We start from the raw sequence: 21,153 nt of genomic DNA, 5'->3' as shown, positions 1-21,153 counted from the left end.
CCCCTGCCTTCGCCGGCGTCTTTCCTGAGCTTCGCGTCACGCGGGACACGCTAGGCGCTGGGTCCGACAGAAAACCAGCCGACGGGCCGTGATCTGTGGACGAGCACCCCGCTGTGGACAATAGCCGAACAGGTGTACGAGTCGGCAAGGGACACGCGGAAGTAGCGAATCGGGTGCTCAGCGTAGCCGGGCGGGCACTCGATCCGGGTAGGCGGCCACCACCGCGCGCCACACCACGTGCGTCGCCTCACCGGCCGCGAGGGCCTGCTCGATGGTCCGCCCACCGAGCTCCGGCAGCACCTGGTCGCTGGCGATGCTGGCCGCGTACCCCGGCCCGAACGCCTCCGCCAGTCGTGCCCAGAAGTCGGTCAGCCGCAACGTGATCAGTCCTCCTCGTCCGGTGCGCCCACCGGCACCGGCCGCAACGCTAGCGCCAGCAGGGGTGCCACCGCGACAGCGGCGAGCAGGGTCAGCACGGGATAACCCGCCACCTGCATGACAAACCCGCTGAGCGCCCCCGCCAACGCCCCGGCCAACCCCATGACCAGGTCGGACAGGCCCTGCGCACTCGGGCGCACCGCGTCCGGCACCGACTCCGACAGCAGGGTGGAACCGGCCACCATGGTCGCCGACCAGCCCAGCCCGAGCAGGATCAGACCGATGGTGAGCCGGAAGGTGTCGTGCCCGGCGGTGCCGGCGACCGCACAGGCCGCCAGCAGCGTGCCGATCCCACCGAGGATGACCGGGCGTCGACCGGCCCGGTCGGTGAGCCAGCCGACCACCGGCGCCAACGCGTACATGCCGGCGATGTGCAGGCTCAGCACGAGTCCGACGACCGGCAGCACCTCGTCGACGGCGTAGTACTCCCGCAGGTGCACCGGGGTCATCGCCATCACCGCCACCATCACCAGGTGGCCCACGGCCACCGCGGCGACGCCGAGCCGGGCCGCCGGCCTGGCGCGTACCACCGAGAAGGCGGCGAGCATGCCCGCACCGCGCTGGGCCGGCGGTGCCGGCGCGGCGACCGGCTCGGCCGGCACCGGGGTGGCGGCGGGCGACGCCGGTGGTGCCTCGGCCGCGTCGGGGAGGCCCGAGCGGGCCGCCGCGAGCCGGCGCGCGGTGAGCAGCGGGTCGGGCCGCAACCCCAGCAGCAGTACGCCGGCGGCGAGCACGAACGCGACGGCGCTGAACGCGAACGGGCCGGACAGCGACGGTAGTCCCCAACCTGTGGTGGTGCGGTCGGCGAGCGCGGCGAAGTTCGGGGCGGCCACCGCGCCGATGGTGGTGGCCCAGACGATCAGCGACAACTGCCGGGCCCGACGGTCCGGCTCGGCGAGGTCCACCGCCGCGTAGCGGGCCTGGAGGTTGGCCGCGGAACCACCGCCGAAGAGCAGCATGCCCAGGAAGAGCAGCGGGACCCACCGGGTCGCCGCCGCCAGCACGACCAGCACGCCACCCAGCGCGCCGACGCCGTACGCGAAGACCAGACCCGGGCGGCGACCGTGCCCGGTGATGATCCGGGTGGCCGGGACGGCGAGCAGCGCGCCGCCGACCACGGCGGCGCTCTGCGCCAGGCCGGCCACCGCGGTGCCGGCGAGTTCGGCGGCCAGCAACGCACCGACGGCGATGCCGATGGTCACCCCGATCCCGCCGATGACCTGGGTGGTGAAGAGCAGGCGCAGGGTACGCCGCTGGATCGGCGCGACATCCGGACGCGCGGGCAGCGCAGTCGTCAGGTCAGTGGCCAACGGAATGCTCCTGGGTAGGGGATGGCCATCCTTTCGCACCCGACCGACGAGAGCAGCCCGGTTTCGTCACAACCCCAGACCACGCCCGATGATTTCCTTCATGATCTCCGTGGTGCCGCCGTAGATGGTCTGCACCCGGCCGTCCAGCCAGGCCCTCGCCACCGGGTACTCCAGCATGAAGCCGTAGCCGCCGTGCAGCTGCACACAGCGGTCGGCGACCCGGTTCTGCAGCTCGGTGGTCCACCACTTGGCCTTGGCCGCGTCGGTCACCGACAGCCGGCCCGCGTTGAACTCGGCGATGCAGTGGTTGAGGAAGGTCCGCGCGATGGTGACCTCGGTGTCCAGCTCGGCCAGGAGGAACCGGTTGTGCTGGAAGCGCCCGATCGGCCGGCCGAACGCCTCGCGGGTACGCGCGTAGTCCAGGGTCAGCGCGAGCAGCCGTTCCGCGGCGGCGACCGCGGCGATGGCGATGCTGAGCCGTTCCCGGGGCAGGTTGGCCATCAGGTGGTAGAAGCCCTGGTTCTCGGTGCCGATGAGGTTCTCCGCCGGCACCCGGCAGTCGTCGAAGAAGAGTTCGGCGGTGTCGTTGGCCTTCAGCCCGATCTTGGCCAGCCGGCGGCCCCGGGTGAAGCCGGCGGTCCCGGTCTCCACCACGATCAGGCTCACCCCGTGCGCGCCCTCGTCGGCGGTCCGGGCGACCACGATCACCAGGTCGGCCAACTCGCCATTGGTGATGAAGGTCTTCTGCCCGTTGAGCACGAAGCTGTCACCGTCGCGCACGGCGGTGGTGCGGACGCCGGCCAGATCGGAGCCGGCACCCGGTTCGCTCATCGCGATGGCGGTGACCAGGTCTCCGGAGCAGAATCCCGGCAGCCAGCGCTTGCGCTGCTCGTCCGTGGTCAGCTCGGTGAGGTACGGCGCCACCACGTCGTTGTGCAGGCCGAAGCCGAGCCCGGAGCAGCCGGCGGTGACGATCTCCTCGACCAGGACCGCGTTGTACCGGAAGTCCCGCTGCCCGCCTCCGCCGTACGCCTCGTCGACGTCCATGCCGAGCAGCCCGGCGGCGCCGGCGGAGCGCCACACCTCGCGGTCGACGATCCCGTCGGCCTCCCAGCGTTCGTGGTGCGGCACCGCCTCCCGGGCCAGAAACGTCCGGCACAGCTCGCGGAACTCGTCGTGGTCGCGGTCGTAGAGATGCTGCTCCATAGCGGCAAGTGTGGCACCGGCCCCGGACGGGCAGGTCAGGCGGTGAAGCCGCCGGGCGGGGCCGGCCGGGCCGCCCGGGCGAGCACGTCGGCCAGCGCCGGCAGCTCCGCCTCGTCGAGCGAGCTGACGGTGATCCGCAGCGCGGGTGGGCCGGCGATGCGGTACAGCGCGCCGGGCGCGGCCAACCAGCCGGCGTCCCGCAGCACGGTCGAGGCGACGGTCTCGTCGGTGACCGGCAGCCACACGTTGATCCCGCTGCGGCCGTGTGCCGGCAGGCCCCGGTCGGCCAGGGCGGCCATCAGTCCGTCGCGCCGCCGCTCGTAGCTGCCCGCCGCCCGGTCGACCAGGGCGGCCACCGCCGGGTCGCGCCAGAGGGAGAGTACGAGCCGTTGCAGCACGGTGGAGACCCAGCCGGCACCGACCCGGGCCCGGCCGGCGACCCGGGCCACCGTGGTCTCGTCGCCGGCCAACACGGCCAGGCGCAGGTCCGGGCCGAACGGCTTGCTCACCGAGCGGAGGAAGGCCCAGTTGGTGGTCGCCCCGGCGAGCGGGTGCAGCGGTACCCGGGCCAGTTCGGCGGCGTGGTCGTCCTCGATCAGCAGCACGTCGGCGTGCCCGGCGAGCAGGGCCCGCAGCGCGCCGGCCCGGTCGGCGGAGAGGGCCGCGCCGGTGGGGTTCTGTGCCCGGCTGGTGACGATCAGTGCCCGGGCGCCGGCGGCGAGTGCGGCGGCCACTCCCGTGACGATCGGTCCGTCGTCGTCGACCGGCACGCCGATCGGCCGCAGCCCGAGCGCGGCGAGCAGGTCGAGCAGGCTGGCCCAGCCCGGGTCCTCCACGGCGACCGGGTCGCCGGGGCGAAGGTGCGCACCGAGCAGGCGCTCGATGCCGTCCAGCGCGCCGCCGGTGAGGGTCACCTCGGCCGCCGGCACCCCGTCGGCGGCCAGTCGCGCCCGGGCCGCCGCGGCCATCTCCGGCAGCACCCCGACGTCGGGGTAGCCCACCGGCTCACCGGCGGAGTCGGCCAGGGTGGCCAGGTGCGGGCGCAGCGGTGGCAGCAGCCGGGGATCGGGTTCGCCCCGGGACAGGTCACGTAGCCCGGGGGCGGGTGGTGGGCGCAGCGCCGCGCGGCGGGCCGCGACCGGGGGGCGGGGGCGTACCCGGGTGCCGTGCCGGCCGGCGGTGACGACGAGGCCACGCTGGCGCAGCTCGGCGTAGGCGCGGGAGACGGTGGCCGGGCTGACGGCCAGGGCGGTGGCGAGCGCGCGCACCGGCGGCAGCGGGTCACCGGGGGCGAGGTCGGCGCGGCGGATGCCCGACTCGATGCTGGCCGAAATCTCGACGGCCGTCGCACCGGTCACCTGATAACGTGCTGCCACAAAGATGAGATTGTACTAGAACAATGATTCGCCGCAGAACAGGGGTCGGAGCATGTACGCGCAGACCGCCCGCACCACCGCCAGCCGCTCCCGGGACCGGATGAGCTACGACCGCGACACCGCCCACGCGGTGCTCGACGAGGCATACCACTGTGCGCTGGGGTTCACCGTGGACGGTGAACCGCGCGTGCTGCCCACCCTGCACGTCCGCATCGGCGACACGCTCTACCTGCACGGCTCCACCGGCAGCCGCCCGTTGCTGGCCGCCCGGGACGGCGGTCTGCCGGTCTGCGTGGCGGTCACCCTGCTCGATGGGCTGGTCTACGCCCGCTCGCAGTTCCACCACAGCGCCAACTACCGATCGGTGATCGCGCACGGCACCGCTCACCTGGTCACCGATCCGGACGAGCGGGCCAGGGTCTGCACCGCCCTGGTGGAGAAGACCGCCACCGGACGCGCGGCGGACAGCCGCCCGCCGAGCCGGCGGGAGCTCGCCGAGACCGCGGTGCTGGCACTACCGCTGATGGAGGTGTCGGTACGGGCCCGCGACGGCGGGGTGCGGGACGAGCCGACCGACCTCGACCTGCCGCACTGGGCCGGGGTGGTGCCGTTGCGGCTGACCGCCGGGCTGCCCGAGCCCGACACCGGGGTCAGCACGGCGGTGCCGGCCTACCTGCAACCGGCTCGCTCCCCCTGGCACGAGCCGGTGCCGCTGCACGGCGGGTACGTGCGGCTGGAGCCGCTGGACCTGTCGCACGCCGACGAACTGTTCGCCGCCACCGCCGACCCGGAGGTCTGGCGGCACCTCGGCAGACGCCAGCCGGTCGACGCCGCGGAGCTGACCGTTGCCATCGGGGACTACCTGACCGCGCGGCACCGTGGCGAGCAGGTGCCGTGGGTGCAGCGGTGCGCGGCCACCGGCGCGGTCATCGGCACCACCTCGTACTACGAGATCGATCCCGAGCGGCGGTCGGTGGCGATCGGGCACACCTTCCTCGGCCGACCGTGGTGGCGAACCGCGATCAACACCGAGGCGAAGCTGCTGCTGCTCGCCCGCGCCTTCGACGAGCTGGGCGCGGTGCGGGTCCTCTGGCACACCGACATCCGCAACGAGCGCTCACAGCGGGCGATCGAGCGGCTCGGCGCACACCGGGAGGGGGTGCTGCGGATGCACCGGCTGCGTCCGGACAACTCGTGGCGGGACACCGTGCAGTATTCGATGACCATCGACGAGTGGCCGAACGCACAGGTCAAGCTGCGGGAAAGGCTTCGCGCGAAGGCCACCGTCGCCGGATGATGTCGGGCGTGCTGGGGATCACCGACATCTGGACTTACGTGCTGGGCACCGTGGCCATCGTGCTGCTGCCCGGACCCAACTCGCTCTTCGTCCTCGCCACCGCCGCCCGGCGCGGGGTCGGCGTCGGCTACCAGGCGGCGAGCGGAGTGTGGGTCGGCGATGCGATCCTCATGTTCCTCTCCGCCGCCGGGGTGGCGTCGCTGATCAAGGCGTACCCACCGATCTTCCTTGTGATCAAGTACGCGGGCGCCGCGTACCTGGGCTATGTGGGGTTGACCATGCTGCGCGGCGCCTGGCGGCGCTGGCGGGACCGCAACGACCCGGACACCCCGCGGCTGATCGACGCCGCCCCACCGGCGGCGATGCGCAGCCCGTTCCGCAAGGCACTGGTGATCAGCCTGCTCAACCCGAAGGCGATCCTGTTCTTCGTCTCGTTCTTCATCCAGTTCGTCGATCCGACCTATCCCTGGCCCGCGCTGTCCTTCCTGCTGCTCGGCCTGATCGCCCAGGTCACCAGTGCGCTCTACCTGACCGCGCTGATCTTCGCCGGGACGTTCCTGGCCGCCCAGTTCAGCCGGCGCCGCCGGCTGGCGGTCGGCGCGACCAGCGCGGTGGGCGCGCTCTTCCTCGGCTTCGGCCTCAAGCTCGCCCAGGGGTGAGGACAACAGGTCAGGTGCCGTCGCCACCGCCGCCACCGACGCCGGCACCGCCCGCCGTACCGCCCAGGCCGAAGCCCGGCGGGATCGGCTCGTCGGGTGACCGGCTGACGTGGGCCGAGTGGGTGATCGGTGCCGACCAGTCGGCGTGGGACGCGGCGGCCGCATGCCGGTTGATAGCCTCGCGCAGCCACCCGTCGACCGTGGTCACCCAGTCCCGCTGATCGGCGCCGGCGTGCCAGCTGCGGAACCGACTGATGCTGGTGTGGGTGATCCCGGCCAGTGCCAGCCGTCGGTCGCACCAGAGGATCACCTCGATGCCGGCGGAGTTGGCGACGAAGATCACCTCCAACTCGGTGATCGGCCCGGCGTAGAGCGGACCCACCCAGAAGCCCCACCGCTGGTGCAGCGGCAGGGCCTGGTCCACCGCCGGCAACCGGCCGTCGACCAGCCCCGCCTGGCGGACGCGGAATCCCAGCGCGTCCAGCGCGGCCAGTACCTGCTGCTGGGTGGGCAGTGGGTGGACGAAGACCGGCACCATGGCGCCCTGGTCCAACGCCGGCTCGATCGCCACCTCCGTCCGCAGACCCATCCGCAGGCTCAGCAGCGGTGTCCCACCCAGGGTGGTCACCGGGGTCTCCCACGGCAGCGGAAACTCGAACGGAATCGACCGGGCCTGCCCGGCCCGCAGCAACAGAGCCTCCGCCACCTGCGCCTGGTGGAACTGCACCAGCCGGCGGGGGGCCTCCGGATCGTCCGGCTCGACCGTGCTGACCAGGCCGAGCCGGACGTGGAAGACCGGCACGTCGACGGCGCCGGCGACGAGATCCACCCGCCCCGGCAGCCGCAGGCCGGGGCGGGTGGACGGGTTGGCCAGCGTGGTCCGCACCGTCAGGCCCGTTCCGCCCGACTCCGGTGACACCCCCGTCAGCCGCACCCGTGTCGCTCCTATCTCAGCCGGCGCGCCGCGCGAGGGACCGGGTCGGTCTCGTCGTCGAACTCCCCGATGACCTCCTCGAGCAGGTCCTCCAGGGCGACGAAGCCGACCGGACGGGCCGGACCACCCCCGTTGCGGACCAGCGCGAGCTGGGACTGGCGGGCCCGCATCACGGCCACCGCCTCGGTGACGGTGGCCGAGTCGGGCAGCGTGATCGCGTCGTTCATCAGGTCCGCCGCGGTGGCGTCGGGCCGGCTGGCGATGGCCCGCACCGCCTCGCGGACGTGCACCAGGCCGCAGACGTCGCCGGCCGCGTCCAGCACCGCCATCCGTGACCGGCCGCTGTCCCGACTGACCTGCTCGATCCGATCCACCGGGTCTTCCCGGCGGACGGTCACCATCCGGTCGAACGGCTCCATCACCTGGGCGATGGTGGTGCCCTGCAACTCCAGCATGCTGGTCAGCAGCTCGTGCTGGGCAGCGCCGAGCAGCCCGTGCTCCCGCGACTGCTCCAGCAGCATCCGCAGCTCGTCGGGGCCGTGCACCTGGGCCAACTGATCCTGCGGGTTGACCTTGACCAGCCGCAGCATCGCGTTGGCCACCGCGTTGAGAACCGACAGCACCGGCCGGGCCACCCGGGCGAACGCCCGGAACGGCAGGGCCAGCAGCAGCGCGGAGCGCTCCGGGTCGGTGATCGCCCACGACTTCGGCGCCATCTCGCCGACCACCAGGTGCAGGAACGTGACCAGGCTCAGCGCGAAGATCAGCGCGATCACGTGGCTCGCACCGTACGGCAGGCCGACGGCGTGCAGCAGCGGGCTGAGCAGACGCTCGATCGCCGGCTCGGCCAGTGCGCCGAGGCCCAGCGTGCACAGCGTGATGCCGAGCTGCGCACCGGCCAGCATCAGCGACAGCTCGCGTACGCCGTCGAGTGCGGCTCGGGCGGCCCGGCCCCCGCCGGCTGCCGCCTGTTCGAGCCGGTACCGCTTGCTCGCCACCAGGGCGAACTCGGCGGCGACGAAGAATCCGTTGAGCGCCAGCAGGACCACGGAGGTGATCAGCGCGAAGCCCGTGCTCATGCCGACACCTCCTCGTGCCCGCCGGTGATCTGGAGACGGACCGAGTCGGCCACGTGCCGGTCGACCGCGAGCACCTCGACCAGGGCGCGTGGCGAGACCTCGCCGTTGTCCCCGTCGACCGGCAGGTCGATCTCCAGCCGGTCACCGACCTCAGGCACCCGGCCCAGTTCGCGCATCACCAGCCCGGAGAGGGTGTCGTACTCGGGACGTTCGGGCAGGGCGATGCCGGTGCTGTCGGCGACCTCGTCGATCCGCCAGCGCGCGGGCACCACCCACGAGCCGTCGTCCTGCCGTGCCGGGGCCCGCTCCGGCGGGTCGTCCTCGTCACGGATCGGGCCGACCAACTCCTCGGCGATGTCCTCCAGCGTGATGACGCCGGCGAAGCCGCCGTACTCGTCGACCACGCAGGCGAGTTGCCGGTGCCCCGAGCGGAGCCGGTCCAGCACGGTGGGCAGCGGCAGCGTCTCGGGCACCAGCAGCGGCGGGCCGGCCACCGCGCTGATCTGGGTGGTGGCGCGCTGCGCCGGGGGGACCCGCAGCACGTCGGCGATGCCGATCACGCCGATCAGATCGTCGACGCCCTCCGCTCCCCGCACCGGGAAGCGGGAATGGCCGGTGTCGAGCAGCTCGACCACCCGGCTGACCGGCTCGTGCGCCCGGAGGGTGTGCACGTGGACCCGGGGCACCATGGCCTCGCCGGCGGTCAGCTGGCGGAAGTCGAGCCCCCGGTCCAGCAGCGTCGACATCTCCGCGTCGAGGTGGCCCCCCAACCGGGACTCGGCGATGATCCGCTCCAGGTCCTCGGGCGTGGCGCCGCTGGGCAGCTCCTCGATGGGCTCGATGCCGATCCGGCGCAGCAGCCGCACCGCGGCCCGGTCGAACAGCTTGATCACCGGACCGGCGATGGCCAGGTAGAACAGGGTGGAGCGGGCCAGCGCCCGGGCGACCTGCTCGGGACGGGCGATGGCCAGATTCTTCGGGGCCAGCTCACCCACCACCATCTGCACCACGGTGGCGATGACCAGGGCCAGCACGATCGACAGCGGCAGGGAGACACCGGCGGAGACGCCGGCCACGCCGAGCAGCTCGGCCAGGCCGGCACCGAGGTAGGGCTCGGCGGCGTAACCGACCAGCAGGGCGGTCACGGTGATGCCGAGCTGGGCGCCGGAGAGCATGAACGACAGCCGAGCGCTGACCTCGAGGGCACGGGCAGCCGCCTGGTCGCCCTGGCCGGCGAGTTGCTTCAGTTTGCCGCGGTCGACGGCGACGTAGCCGAACTCCTGCGCGACGAAGTAGCCCGTCGCGACGGTCAAGACGATGATCAGAAGAAGACCGACGAGGATCAGCACGGGAAACTCAGGGCTCCCGGGGCCGTCGGTGCGTGGGGATGCCGGGGCTTACCCGGCTGGCTACTGCTGCCCTCCTGGGCAGAAGAGTCGATCATGCCGTCATTCTACCGGCGTCGGTACCCGCGGCGGGCAGGTGTGCGTACCCCGGTCCGACCCCGGCGACCTCGGTCGCCGTCGCGGTGACCTCCGGTCAGCGGTCGGCCAGTTCGTCGACGTCGAGCAGGTCCCGGTCCACCCGCCCGCTGCGGTACGCCGCCCGGCCGATCATCTGCGCGGCGACCGGTGCGGTGGCCAACTGGAACACCCCGACAAGCACGATCATGCCCAGGTCGGAGGGGCTGCGCAGGCGCAGGCCCAACCCGAGCAGCAGCAACAGCACCCCCAGCACCTGCGGCTTGGTCGCCGCGTGCATCCGGCTCAGCGTGTCCGGGAAGCGGAGCACTCCGATCGCGGCGGCGAGGCTCAGCAGCGCACCGGCGACCAGGCTGACGGCGCCGAGCCAGTCGGCGACCGCACCCGGCGTCACGGCTCGTCCCGGACGGCGAAGCGGACCAGGGAGACCGAACCGACGAAGCCGAGCAGGGCGAGCACCACCAGCACCGGAAGCGTGGTGGCGTGCCGGTTGACCGCCGCCTCCGCGCCGACCGCACCGAGGATCGTGGCGAGCAGCATGTCGGCGGCGACCACCCGATCCAGCAGCGTCGGGCCCCGGTAGAGCCGGACGAGGGCGAGCAGGGCGGTCAGCGACAGCAGGCCGGCCAGGAGGATGGCGACCACAGCGTTCACGAGAACTCCTTGTCGACTCTAGCGGAACGGACCATGCGCAGTTCGGCGTCCGAGCCGACCGTCTCGACGATCCGCCGCTCCACGTCCCGGATCCGGGCGCGGCTGGCGGCGAGGTCGGCGGGGCCGTGCACGTCGAGCACGTGCACGTAGAGGATTCCGGCGTCCCGGTCCACCTCCACGATCAACGTGCCCGGCACCAGGGAGAGCACCTCGGCGGTGAGGGCCAGACCGAGATCGGTGGGCACCCGCAACTGAACCGCGATGATGGCCGAACGGGGAACATAGCCGGGCTGCACCGCGATCCGGGCCACGTGCGCGCTGGCCCGGACCAGTTCGACGACGAACCGCCCCACGAACACCAGCAGCCCGCGCAGCCTCAGCCGGCCACTGAAGGTCACCGGCGGAAGTGGGAAGAACACCAGCACCGCGGCGGCCACCAGCAGGCCACCGAGCAGATTTCCCCAACTGAAATCCCCCCAGAAGAGGTTCCAGACCAGCACCAGCCAGCCGTACGCGATCACCTGGTCGCGCCGGCGGCCCGCCCAGGCCTGAGCCCGGCGACTGGTCCCGGACGGTCGCGCCGCGCCGGTGCCGGGCGAGGTCACGACGCCCCGCCGGGCAGGACGGCCCGCACGTACGGGGTCCGCTCCATCAGATCGGCCGCCGCACCCGCGGTCACCTCGAACAGCGGACCGGCCACCACGGTCAGCGCCACGCCGAGCGCCACCAGGGCGACCGTGGCGCCGACCATCAGCGCGGGCAGCGGGGCGGTCGGCGCGACGATCCGGCAGGGCGACCGCCAGAAGGCGATGTTCCACACCCGGCTCGCCACGTAGAGGGTGAGCAGGCTGGTCACGGTGCCGACGACCACCAGCGTCCAGGGCAGCGGTCCGCCGGCGGCGACGCCGGCCTGGAGCAGGCCGAGCTTGCCCAGGAAACCGGAGAACGGCGGGATGCCCGCGAGGTTCATCGCCGAGACGAAGAAGAGCACACCGAGCAGCGGCGTAAGCCGGGCCAGGCCGCCGAGCTGACGCAGGTCAGTGCTGCCGGCCCGCTGCTCGACCAGACCGGTGACCAGGAACAGGGTGGTCTGGATGGTGATGTGGTGGACCACGTAGAAGATGGCCCCGACCAGCCCGGCGACCGTGCTGAGCCCCACTCCGAAGATCATGTAGCCGATGTGGCTGACCAGCGTGAACGACAGCAGCCGCTTCATGTCCGACTGGGCCACCGCGCCGAGGATGCCGACCACCATGGTCAGTCCGGCCGCCACCATCAGCAGCTCGCCGGCCTGCTGATCCGGGAAGAGGAGGGTCTGGGTCCGGATGATCGCGTACACGCCGACCTTGGTGAGCAGGCCGGCGAAGACGGCGGTGACCGGGGCCGGCGCGGTCGGGTAGCTGTCGGGCAGCCACGCCGACAGCGGGAAGACCGCCGCCTTGATACCGAAGGCCACCAGCAGCATCAGCTGCAGACTCAGCCGTACGCCGTCCGGCAACGCGTCCAGCCGCGCGGTGAGCTGGGCCAGGTTGAGTGTGCCGGTCGCCGCGTAGAACAGCCCCACCGAGATCAGGAAGATCATCGACGCCAGGACGTTGACCACCACGTACGTGGAGCCGGTGCGGATCCGCGGTCCGGTGCCGTTCAGGGTGATCAGGACGAAGCTCGCGGCGAGCAGCATCTCGAAGCCGACGAAGAGGTTGAACAGGTCCCCGGCGAGGAAGGCGTTGCACACGCCAGCGGTCAGCACCAGGTAGGTCGGGTGGAAGATGGACACCGGGGCGGTCTCACCGACCTCCGCCTGCCCCTGCCCGATCGAGTACAGCAGCACGCAGAGGGTCACCGCCGAGGAGACCACCAGCATCAGTGCGGCCAACTGGTCGGCGACCAGCACGATGCCGACCGGGGCCGGCCAGTCACCGATCTGCACCACCAGGGGTCCGTGCCGGTACGCCTGCACCAGCAACACCACCGCCACCACCAGGCTGGTACTCAGGCAGCCCACGCTGACCACCCGTTGCAGCCACGGCCGGTTGGCAAGCAGCAGGGTCAGCGCCGCGCCCAGCAACGGCAGCACCACCGGCAGCGGCACCAGCTCACTCATCGCCGCCCCCGCTGCGGGTGGCGTCGCGCGTACCGGCTCATCCCGGCCCCTCCGGACGGCGAGGTGCCGGCGAATCGACCTGCTGGGGGTCGGCGGCGGCCGGCTCGCTCGCGAGATCGGCGGTCGAGACCTCCTGGTGCGCGGCCCGGCGCACGACCTGCCGGTCCTCGACGTCGTCGGGCACCTCGTCGTCGCCGGTCAGGTACCAGCTGCGATAGCTGATCGCCAGCAGGAAGGCGGTGAACCCGAAGGTGATCACGATGGCGGTGAGCACCATCGCCTGGGGCAGCGCATCGCTCATCGCCGCCTCGTCGGTGACCCCGACCACCGGCGGCTCCCCGGACCGGCCACCAAAGATGATCAGCAGATTGACCCCGTTGCTGATCAGGATGACGCCGAGCAGCACCCGACTCAGGCTCCGTTCCAGCAGCAGGGTCACGCCGCAGCCGACGAGCACCCCGATCGCCAGGAAGGACATCAGATTGGCTCCGGCGGTTCTCACCGTGCCTCCCCCTGACCACCGGCGGCCGCCGGACCACCGGCGGCCGCCTCGATGTGCCGGTCCACCTCGGCGCCGAGACTGCGCAACACGTCCAGCGCCAGCCCGATCACCACCAGGTAGACACCGACGTCGAAGAAGAGGGAGGTGACCAGGTAGAAGTCCCCGATCACCGGAAGCCAGAGATCGATCGTGGTGCTCCGCAGCACGGCACCGCCGGCGAGCAGGGAGACCACCGCGCTGCCGACGGTGAGCAGCAGCCCGGCGCCGAGCACGGTGCCGGCGCCGATCGGCGCGGCCTCGACCAACTCGTACCGGCCACCGGCGAGGTACCGCATGGTCAGCGCCAGGCTGGCCACGAGTCCTCCGGCGAAGCCCCCGCCGGGGGCGTTGTGTCCGGAGAACAGCAGGTAGAGGGAGAAGACCACCGCGGTGTGGGAGATCAGCCGGGTGACCACCTCCAACACGATCGACCGGTGCCGCTCGTGCAGCGTGGCGCCGCCGCGCAGCCAGACCGGCCGACCGGGGAAGGCCTCCTCGCCGCCGCTGTCCCGCCGCCGCGGACGCGGCCCGGTGCGGGACTGCTGGAAGATCAGGCTCGCCACCCCGGTGGCGGCCACCACCAGCACCGCCACCTCGCCCAGGGTGTCCCAGGCGCGGATGTCCACCAACGTCACGTTGACCACGTTGCGGCCGTGCCCCTGCTCGACCGCCAGGTGCGGGAAGTCCTCGGAGATGGAGCGCGCCTGCCGGGCCGCCGCGGCGCCGACGGCCAGGCCGGCTACCGTCGTACCGACGATCACGCCGATCGTGCGGCGGATCCAGCGGCTACGCCGCAGCGGCCGGATCGAGAATCGCTCCGGCAACCGGCGCAGCACCAGCACGAAGATCGCGATGGTCATGGTCTCCACGAGGAACTGGGTCAGCGCCAGATCCGGCGCACCGTAGAGCACGAACAGCATCGCGGTGCCGTAGCCGGTCATCCCGACCAGCAGCATCGCGGTCAGCCGCCGCCGGGCGCCCACGGCGAGCAGGGCGGCGACGCTGATCACCAGCAGGACCACCGGCTGCGCGGGGCTGCCCCACAATGCGAGCGGCTGCTCCCAGGGCCGGGTGAGGAAGAGCGCCCCGCCCGGCACCGCGGCCAGCACGATCAGGATGAGCCCGAGGTACTGCGGCAGTGATCCCCGCTGGGTGACGCTGGTGACGTCCACGGCGGCCCGATCGAAGCGCTGGGTGATCCACTCGTACCCCTGCTGCCCGGTGACCGGCGAGCGCAGCCGGGCCAGCGCCGGGGCCAGCGGGCCACGCAGCGCGAACAGCGCCGCCCCGCCCGCCACGGCCAGCGCGGACAGCCCGAGCGCCGGGGTGAGGCCGTGCCACAACGCCAGGTGCTCCTCGACGCTGCCGAGCAGTTCGGGGTACGGACGAAGCAGGTGGTCCAGCACCCCTGCCGCCGGGCCCGCGACGAGACCGACCACGGCCAGCAGCAGCGGTGGCACCAGCAGCGGCAGCCCGATCCGCCCCAGCTCCGTCGGGGCCGCGCCGGGGCGGGTGGCGAAGGCTCCCCAGAGGAACCTGATGCTGTACGCCACGGTGAGCGCGGTGCCGGCCACCAGCCCCGCCAGCACCAGCGGCTGATCGGTGAAGGCGGCGAAGACGGCCTCCTTCGCGACGAAACCGAGCAGCGGTGGCAGGCCCGCCATCGACGCGGCGGCGAGCACCGCCACGCCGGTCAGGACCGGTGCGGTCCGGCGCAGGCCGGACAGCTCGCGCAGGTCCCGGGTGCCGGCACCGTGGTCGATCACGCCGACGACGAGGAACAGCGCCGCTTTGAACAGGGCGTGGGCGAGCAGCATCGCGACACCGGCCAACGCGGCGTCCGCGGTGCCCACCCCGATCACCACCGTCAGCAGGCCGAGCTGGCTGACCGTTCCGTGCGCGAGCAGCAGTTTCAGGTCGGTCTGCCGCAACGCCGCCCAACCGCCCAGCAACATGGTCGCCAGGCCGGCGACCACCACCACCGGCCGCCACGGTCCGGCCACGGCGAGCACCGGTGCGAGCAGGCCGAGCAGGTAGACGCCGGCCTTCACCATCGCCGCCGCGTGCAGGTACGCGCTGACCGGCGTCGGCGCCGCCATCGCCACCGGCAGCCACGAGGTGAACGGCAGCACCGCCGACTTCGACAGCGCCCCGAGCAGGATCAGCAGCACGGCGACGACCAGGTGGCCGCCACCGGGCAGCGGACGTTCGGCCAGCTCCGACCAGCGGTAGGTGCCCGCGTGGTGGCCGAGCATGATGAACCCGACCAGCATGGCCAGGCCACCGAGCGTGGTCACGATCAGTGCCTGGGCCGCCGCCCAGCGGCTGGACCGCCGCTCGGTGCTGTGCCCGATCAGCAGGTACGAGAAGACCGTGGTGAGTTCCCAGCCGACGTAGAGCAGCAGCAGATCGTCGGCGAGGACCAGCCCGAGCATCGCACCGGCGAAGGCGACCATCACGCCGGCGAACCGGGCGTTGCCGACCGCGCCGGGCGGAAAGTACCGGGCGCTGTAGACCAGCACCAGCGCGCCCACGCCGCCGACCAGCAATGTCATCAGCCAGGACAGGGTGGTCATCCGTAGGGACAGGTCCAGCCCCAGTTGCGGAATCCACGGGTACGTCTCGACGACCGCGCCGCCGTCGACCACATCGGGTGTGCGTACCAGTGCCCAGCCGAAGGCGGCGGCGGGCGGGAGGGCCAGCAGGTAGCAGGCGCGCGGACCCCACCGATGCACCAGCAGCGGCGCCACGAGGGCCGCCACGAGGTGCAGGATCAGCAGTTCGAGCACGCGCGCTCCCGGTCGAGGTGGCCGCGGCGCCGCTCGGCGTGGGCAGGCGCCTAGCAGCGATCAGACGACAGTTCGGCGCGCTACGGGTGGTTTTCCCGAAATGCGCCCGCCCTCACCATCGGGAGGCGGGTGACCGGATCAGGGCCGGGCGGCGGCGTCCGCCGGGGAGCTCGCGGCACCCCGACCGGGACGGCCCTCGACCATCAGGTCGGGCCGGCCGAGCTGCGACGCCGCCCTGTTCACCAGGCGCTGCGCGGCAGCCAGGGACCGCACCGACAGCAGTCGGCCGCGACTCTCCCGGCGCAGCACGAAGTAGTGCACGGCGGCCCGCACCTGCGCGCGGTCGGCCGCGCTGGCCTGGGCGGTGGAGACGACCAGCTCCCGCAGGCAGCTGGCGAGCCGCTCGGCCAGCTCAAGCTCGGCGCCGTGCAGCCCGGTGCGAAGGGCGGCGACATGGCTGTCGACCTTGCGGATCAGGACGTCGGTGCCGGGTCCGGAACTCCGCTCCTCGACGGCCATCCAACCTCCTCCACCCGCCCAGCACACCGCGGGTGAAGTTACTTTATGTTGCCCGTCACAAGCAAGCAGTTAAGTAAGACTTAACGGATTCTACGGTCAAGTAGCGTGTACCGCCTTAAATAGACATACTCCGCCAGACCGGCGACGACGGATGTCGGTCCCCGGGGGCAGGATGGAGTCGTGGCGGATTCCAGCATGGCTGCGGCGGGGCTCTCCCGGTTCGGTCCGGCGACCCGGGAGTGGTTCGGCGCGGCGTTCGCCGCGCCGACGGCGGCGCAGGTCGGCGCCTGGGATGCGGTCGCCGCCGGCCGCCACGCCCTCGTCGTGGCACCCACCGGTTCCGGCAAGACGCTGGCCGCGTTCCTGTGGTCGCTCGACCGGCTGGCCCGCGAACCCGCACCGGCCGAGCCGAGGCACCGGTGCCGGGTGCTCTACGTCAGCCCGCTCAAGGCACTCGCGGTCGACGTCGAACGCAACCTTCGTGCGCCCCTCGCCGGCATCCGGCAGGCCGCGACGCGGCTGGCGCTGCCGCCGCCGCAGATCACCGTCGGCATGCGTACCGGGGACACCCCCGCCGACGAGCGCCGGGCCTTCGCCCGTACCCCACCAGACGTGCTGATCACCACGCCGGAGTCACTGTTCCTGCTGCTCACCTCGGCCGCCCGAGACTCGCTGCGCGGCGTCCAGACGGTGATCATCGACGAGGTGCACGCGGTTGCCGGCACCAAGCGTGGCGCCCACCTCGCCCTCTCCCTGGAGCGCCTCGACGAGCTACTGCCCGCCCCGGCACAACGGATCGGCCTCTCCGCCACCGTCCGGCCGCTCGACGAGTGCGCCCGTTTCCTCGGCGGCGCCCGCCCGGTCGACGTGGTCGCCCCGGTCGCCGCCAAGACGATCGAGGTCAGCGTCCAGGTGCCGGTGGAGGACATGACCCGCCTCGACGAGCAGGAGGCGCCGCAGGACGATCTGGCCCGCCCCCGGTCGGCGTCGATCTGGCCCGCCGTGGAGGAGCGGGTCTTCGGGTTGATCCGGGCCCACCGCTCGACCATCGTCTTCACCAATTCCCGGCGTGGCGCCGAGCGGCTCTGTGCCCGGCTCAACGAGCTCGCCGCCGAGGAGCAGACCGAAGGGGAGCCGGCCGCGACCGGTCATGGCCCCCGGCTCCCGGCGGAGCTGATGGCCCAGGCCGGCGCGGTGGCCGGCGCACCGCCGGTGATCGCCCGGGCGCATCACGGCAGCGTCTCCCGGGAGGAGCGCCGGCACATCGAGGAGTCGCTGAAGGCAGGTCAGTTGCCGGCGGTGGTGGCCACCTCCAGCCTCGAACTCGGCATCGACATGGGCGCGGTCGATCTGGTCGTGCAGATCGAGGCACCACCGAGCGTGGCCGCCGGCCTGCAACGCGTCGGCCGCGCCGGGCACCAGGTCGGCGCGGTGTCCCGGGGGGTGGTCCTGCCCAAGCACCGGGGCGACCTGCTCTCCTGCGCCGTGGTCGCCGAGCGGATGACCGACGCCGCCATCGAGGAGCTGCGGCATCCGCGCAACCCGCTGGACGTCCTCGCCCAGCAGATAGTCGCGATGGTCGCGCTCGACCAGTGGCGGGTGGGTGACCTGGCGACGGTGGTCCGGCGGGCAGCACCCTTCGCCGAGCTGCCCGACTCCGCGCTGCACGCCGTGCTGGACATGCTCTCCGGCCGCTACCCGTCGACCGCCTTCGCCGAACTTCGTCCCCGGCTGGTGTGGGACCGCGCCACGGACGTGCTGACCGGCCGGCCCGGTGCCCAGCGACTCGCGGTGACCAGTGGCGGCACCATCCCCGACCGGGGACTGTTCGGTGTCTTCCTGGCCGGCGCGGAACGCGCCGCCCGGGTGGGCGAGCTGGACGAGGAGATGGTCTACGAGTCGCGGGTCGGCGACGTCTTCCTGCTCGGCTCCTCGTCCTGGCGGATCGAGGAGATCACGCCTGACCGGGTGCTGGTCTCCCCCGCCCCCGGTCAGGCCGCCAAGATGCCGTTCTGGAAGGGCGACCAGCCGGGCCGGCCGGTGGAGCTGGGCCGGGCGATCGGCACCCGGGTCCGCACGCTGCTCCGCCAGGGCGACGAGGAGGCGGTGGCCACGCTGCGCGCCGCCGGGCTGGACGACTGGGCCGCCGGCAACCTCCTGGCGTACCTGCGCGAGCAGCAGGCCGCGACCCGTGCGCTGCCGGACGACCGGACGGTGGTGGTCGAGCGGTTCCGCGACGAGCTGGGCGACTGGCGACTCGCCGTGCACAGCGTCCTGGGGGCCCGGGTGAACGCGCCCTGGGCGTTGGCGATCGGCCGGCGGCTCGCCGAGCGCTACGGGGTGGACGCGCAGGTGATGCCCGCCGACGACGGCATCGTGGTACGTCTGCCGGACACCGCCGACACCCCACCCGGCGCCGACGTGGTGGCGTTCGATCCCGAGGAGATCACCCAGCTGGTGGAGGAGTCGGTCGGCACCTCTGCCCTGTTCGCCGCCCGCTTCCGGGAGTGTGCCGCGCGCTCACTGCTGCTGCCTCGCCGTGACCCGCGCCGCCGCCAGCCGCTCTGGCAGCAGCGGCAACGCGCGGCCCAACTGCTCGACGTCGCCCGCGAGTTCGCCGACTTCCCGGTCACTCTTGAGGCGGCTCGGGAATGCCTGCAGGACGTCTTCGACCTGCCCGCCCTGACCGAGGTGATGCGTCAGCTCGCCGGCCGTCGGGTGCGGCTCGTGGAGGTGGAGACCGACCGACCGTCACCGTTCGCCCGCTCGCTGCTCTTCGGCTACGTCGGCGCCTTCCTCTACGAAGGCGACGCGCCGCTGGCCGAACGGCGGGCCGCGGCACTCGCCCTGGACTCGGCGCTGCTCGGCGAGCTGCTCGGCCGGGTGGACCTGCGCGAACTACTCGAACCGACGGTGCTCACCGAGACCGAACGGCAGTTGCGCTGGCTCACCCCGCAGCGCCGGCCCCGCGACGCCGAGGACGTGATCGAGCTGTTGCGACAGCTCGGCGACCTGAGCGCCGACGAGCTGGCCGAGCGCGGCGCGCCCGAAGAATGGCTGACCGAGCTGGCCGCCGCCCGACGGGTGCTGCGAGTCCGCGTCGCCGGGCAGGAGCGCTGGGTCGGCGTCGAGGACGCCGGCCGGCTGCGGGACGCACTCGGCGTGGCCCTGCCGGTGGGCGTCGCGCACGCGTACCTCGAACCCGTCGCCGACCCGCTCGGCGACCTGGTCGCCCGGTACGCCCGCACCCACGCCCCGTTCACGGCCAGCACCTGCGCGGCCCGCTTCGGGCTCGGGGTCTTCGTGGTGGAGCAGGCGCTGCGCCGCCTGGCCGCCACCGGTCGGGTGGTCTCCGGCGAGTTCACGCCGGACACCGTCGGCACCCAGTGGTGCGATGCCGAGGTGCTGCGCCTGCTGCGCCGCCGGTCCCTCGCGGCGCTGCGCCGGGAGATCGAACCGGTGCCACCCCGGGCGCTGGCCACCTTCCTGCCCCGCTGGCAGCAGGTCGGTTCCTCGGCTCGTGGGGTGGAGGCGGTGGCCGCCGCCGTGGAGCAGTTGCAGGGTGCGTCCGTGCCGGCCTCGGCCCTGGAACGCCTGGTGCTGCCCGCCCGGGTCGCGGACTACTTCCCCGCGCAACTCGACGAACTCTGTGCCAGCGGCGAGGTGCTGTGGGCCGGCGCGGGAGCGATCTCCGGTGGGGACGGCTGGATCAGCCTGGCGTACGCCGACTCCGCCCCGCTGCTGCTCCCGCCGCCGGACGACGCACTCACCCGCACGCCCCTGCACGACGCGGTCCTGGACGCCCTCGGTGACGGACAGGCCCTCTTCTTCCGTCCCCTGGCCGACCGGGTCGGCGCCACCGACGACGCCGCGCTGACCGCCGTCATCTGGGACCTGGTCTGGGCCGGCCACCTCACCAACGACACTTTGGCACCGCTGCGGGCGGTGATCGGTGCCGGCGGCGCCCACCGCGCGCGCCCGAACGCCGCGCGCGGCCGCTACCGGCGACCGGGAAGGGTGGCGCTGCCGAGCCGCAGCGGCCCGCCGACGGTGGCCGGCCGCTGGTCCCGGCTGCCGGAACGTGACACCGATGCGACCCGCCGCGCCGCCGCGCTCGCCGACGTGCTGCTGGAACGGCACGGCGTGCTGACCCGGGGCGCGGTCATGGCCGAGCAGGCGCCCGGTGGCTTCGCCGCGGTCTACCCGGTGCTGGCCGCGCTGGAGGAGCGCGGCGCGGCCCGGCGCGGATATTTCGTCGACGGCTTGGGCGCCGCCCAGTTCGCGGTGCCCGGCGCGGTGGACCGGATCCGTGCCCTGGCCGAGCCGCTCGACGGTACGCGGGCCCGGGGCGGCGTCACGGTGGTGCTGGCCGCCACCGACCCGGCCAACCCCTACGGCGCGGCGTTGCCCTGGCCGGAGCGGGCGGTCGACTCCGGCGACGACTCGGCGGCGGCGTCGGGCACCGGCCACCGGGCCGGCCGCAAGGCGGGAGCCCTGGTCCTGCTGGTCGCCGGCGACCTGGCGCTCTACGTGGAGCGGGGCGGGCGCACGATCCTCTCCTTCACCGACGACGAGGAGGCGCTGACCGCAGCCGGGAAGGCGCTGGCCGACGCGGTCCACTCCGGCGCGTTGGGTCCGATCTCGGTGGAGCGCGCCGACGGCGAGTCCGTACGCTCGTCGCCGCTGCGCGACGCCCTCACCGCCGCCGGCTTCCGCACCACCCCGCGCGGCCTGCGGCTACGCCCGTGACCCCGCCCACGCCCACA

17 protein-coding genes are annotated in these 21,153 nt (G+C 73.0%); 3 read left to right on the top strand and 14 right to left on the bottom strand.

Annotation, left to right across the window (positions count from 1 at the left end):
* Positions 1-177: 177 nt before the first annotated feature.
* The 4 genes from BMY89_RS01570 to BMY89_RS01555 all read right to left on the bottom strand — a co-directional run bounded on the left by BMY89_RS01570 (position 178) and on the right by BMY89_RS01555 (position 4,330).
* Positions 178-378: a DUF3046 domain-containing protein gene (locus BMY89_RS01570; RefSeq protein ID WP_092373809.1), complete on the bottom strand. Its 201-nt coding sequence runs from the start codon at positions 376-378 to the stop codon at positions 178-180.
* Positions 379-383: 5 nt separating this feature from the next.
* Complete coding sequence (locus BMY89_RS01565; protein ID WP_092373807.1) at positions 384-1,748, bottom strand: MFS transporter; 1,365 nt, start codon at positions 1,746-1,748, stop codon at positions 384-386.
* Positions 1,749-1,814: 66 nt separating this feature from the next.
* Positions 1,815-2,954, bottom strand: coding sequence for an acyl-CoA dehydrogenase family protein (locus tag BMY89_RS01560; RefSeq protein WP_092373805.1), 1,140 nt, complete (start codon positions 2,952-2,954; stop codon positions 1,815-1,817).
* A gap of 35 nt (positions 2,955-2,989) precedes the next feature.
* Positions 2,990-4,330: an aminotransferase class I/II-fold pyridoxal phosphate-dependent enzyme gene (locus tag BMY89_RS01555; protein WP_092373803.1), complete on the bottom strand. Its 1,341-nt coding sequence runs from the start codon at positions 4,328-4,330 to the stop codon at positions 2,990-2,992.
* Between the two features lie 52 nt (positions 4,331-4,382).
* Between BMY89_RS01555 and BMY89_RS01550 the strand changes: the two genes are divergently transcribed.
* On the top strand, positions 4,383-5,627 hold the full coding sequence (locus BMY89_RS01550; protein ID WP_092373801.1) for a bifunctional pyridoxamine 5'-phosphate oxidase family protein/GNAT family N-acetyltransferase: 1,245 nt from the start codon (positions 4,383-4,385) through the stop codon (positions 5,625-5,627).
* Positions 5,624-6,286 (top strand): leucine efflux protein LeuE, encoded by a 663-nt coding sequence (gene leuE, locus BMY89_RS01545; RefSeq protein WP_092373799.1) that lies wholly within the window; start codon positions 5,624-5,626, stop codon positions 6,284-6,286. The genes BMY89_RS01550 and leuE overlap by 4 nt, the downstream gene beginning before the upstream one ends.
* Positions 6,287-6,296: 10 nt before the next feature.
* Here the strand turns inward: leuE and BMY89_RS01540 are convergent, their stop codons facing one another.
* The 10 genes from BMY89_RS01540 to BMY89_RS01495 form a co-directional block, all read right to left on the bottom strand.
* The gene (locus BMY89_RS01540) at positions 6,297-7,220 is read right to left on the bottom strand and encodes a sporulation protein (RefSeq protein ID WP_092373797.1); all 924 of its coding nucleotides are present in this window, start codon (positions 7,218-7,220) and stop codon (positions 6,297-6,299) included.
* A gap of 11 nt (positions 7,221-7,231) precedes the next feature.
* Positions 7,232-8,299: a hemolysin family protein gene (locus BMY89_RS01535; protein WP_092373795.1), complete on the bottom strand. Its 1,068-nt coding sequence runs from the start codon at positions 8,297-8,299 to the stop codon at positions 7,232-7,234.
* Positions 8,296-9,648 carry a hemolysin family protein gene (locus tag BMY89_RS01530; protein WP_092373793.1) on the bottom strand — a complete coding sequence of 451 codons (1,353 nt, stop codon included), beginning with the start codon at positions 9,646-9,648 and terminating at the stop codon, positions 8,296-8,298. The genes BMY89_RS01535 and BMY89_RS01530 overlap by 4 nt, the downstream gene beginning before the upstream one ends.
* A 190-nt stretch (positions 9,649-9,838) precedes the next feature.
* Entirely contained in the window at positions 9,839-10,174 is a 336-nt protein-coding gene (gene mnhG, locus BMY89_RS01525) for a monovalent cation/H(+) antiporter subunit G (protein WP_092373791.1), read from the bottom strand.
* A complete protein-coding gene (locus BMY89_RS01520; protein ID WP_092373789.1) occupies positions 10,171-10,434 on the bottom strand; it encodes an MrpF/PhaF family protein in 264 nt (87 codons plus the stop codon). The genes mnhG and BMY89_RS01520 overlap by 4 nt, the downstream gene beginning before the upstream one ends.
* A complete protein-coding gene (locus BMY89_RS01515) occupies positions 10,431-11,039 on the bottom strand; it encodes a Na+/H+ antiporter subunit E (RefSeq protein WP_092373787.1) in 609 nt (202 codons plus the stop codon). Before BMY89_RS01515 ends, BMY89_RS01520 begins: the two co-directional genes overlap by 4 nt.
* Positions 11,036-12,538: a Na+/H+ antiporter subunit D gene (locus BMY89_RS01510; RefSeq protein WP_092373785.1), complete on the bottom strand. Its 1,503-nt coding sequence runs from the start codon at positions 12,536-12,538 to the stop codon at positions 11,036-11,038. The genes BMY89_RS01515 and BMY89_RS01510 overlap by 4 nt, the downstream gene beginning before the upstream one ends.
* A gap of 37 nt (positions 12,539-12,575) precedes the next feature.
* Positions 12,576-13,016, bottom strand: coding sequence for a Na(+)/H(+) antiporter subunit C (locus BMY89_RS01505; RefSeq protein WP_092373783.1), 441 nt, complete (start codon positions 13,014-13,016; stop codon positions 12,576-12,578).
* A gap of 20 nt (positions 13,017-13,036) precedes the next feature.
* Positions 13,037-15,868 carry a Na+/H+ antiporter subunit A gene (locus BMY89_RS01500; RefSeq protein WP_092373781.1) on the bottom strand — a complete coding sequence of 944 codons (2,832 nt, stop codon included), beginning with the start codon at positions 15,866-15,868 and terminating at the stop codon, positions 13,037-13,039.
* Positions 15,869-16,006: 138 nt separating this feature from the next.
* On the bottom strand, positions 16,007-16,387 hold the full coding sequence (locus BMY89_RS01495) for a hypothetical protein (RefSeq protein WP_092373779.1): 381 nt from the start codon (positions 16,385-16,387) through the stop codon (positions 16,007-16,009).
* A 195-nt stretch (positions 16,388-16,582) separates the two neighbouring features.
* Between BMY89_RS01495 and BMY89_RS01490 the strand changes: the two genes are divergently transcribed.
* Positions 16,583-21,136: an ATP-dependent helicase gene (locus BMY89_RS01490; protein ID WP_092375341.1), complete on the top strand. Its 4,554-nt coding sequence runs from the start codon at positions 16,583-16,585 to the stop codon at positions 21,134-21,136.
* Positions 21,137-21,153 lie beyond the last annotated feature (17 nt).

Origin of the sequence: Micromonospora phaseoli (genome assembly GCF_900109115.1) — a bacterium.
GTDB classification, from domain to species: Bacteria; Actinomycetota; Actinomycetes; order Mycobacteriales; family Micromonosporaceae; genus Micromonospora; species Micromonospora phaseoli.
Note: the sequence above shows the minus strand (reverse complement) of the source record. Positions and strands in the feature narration are given on the sequence as shown.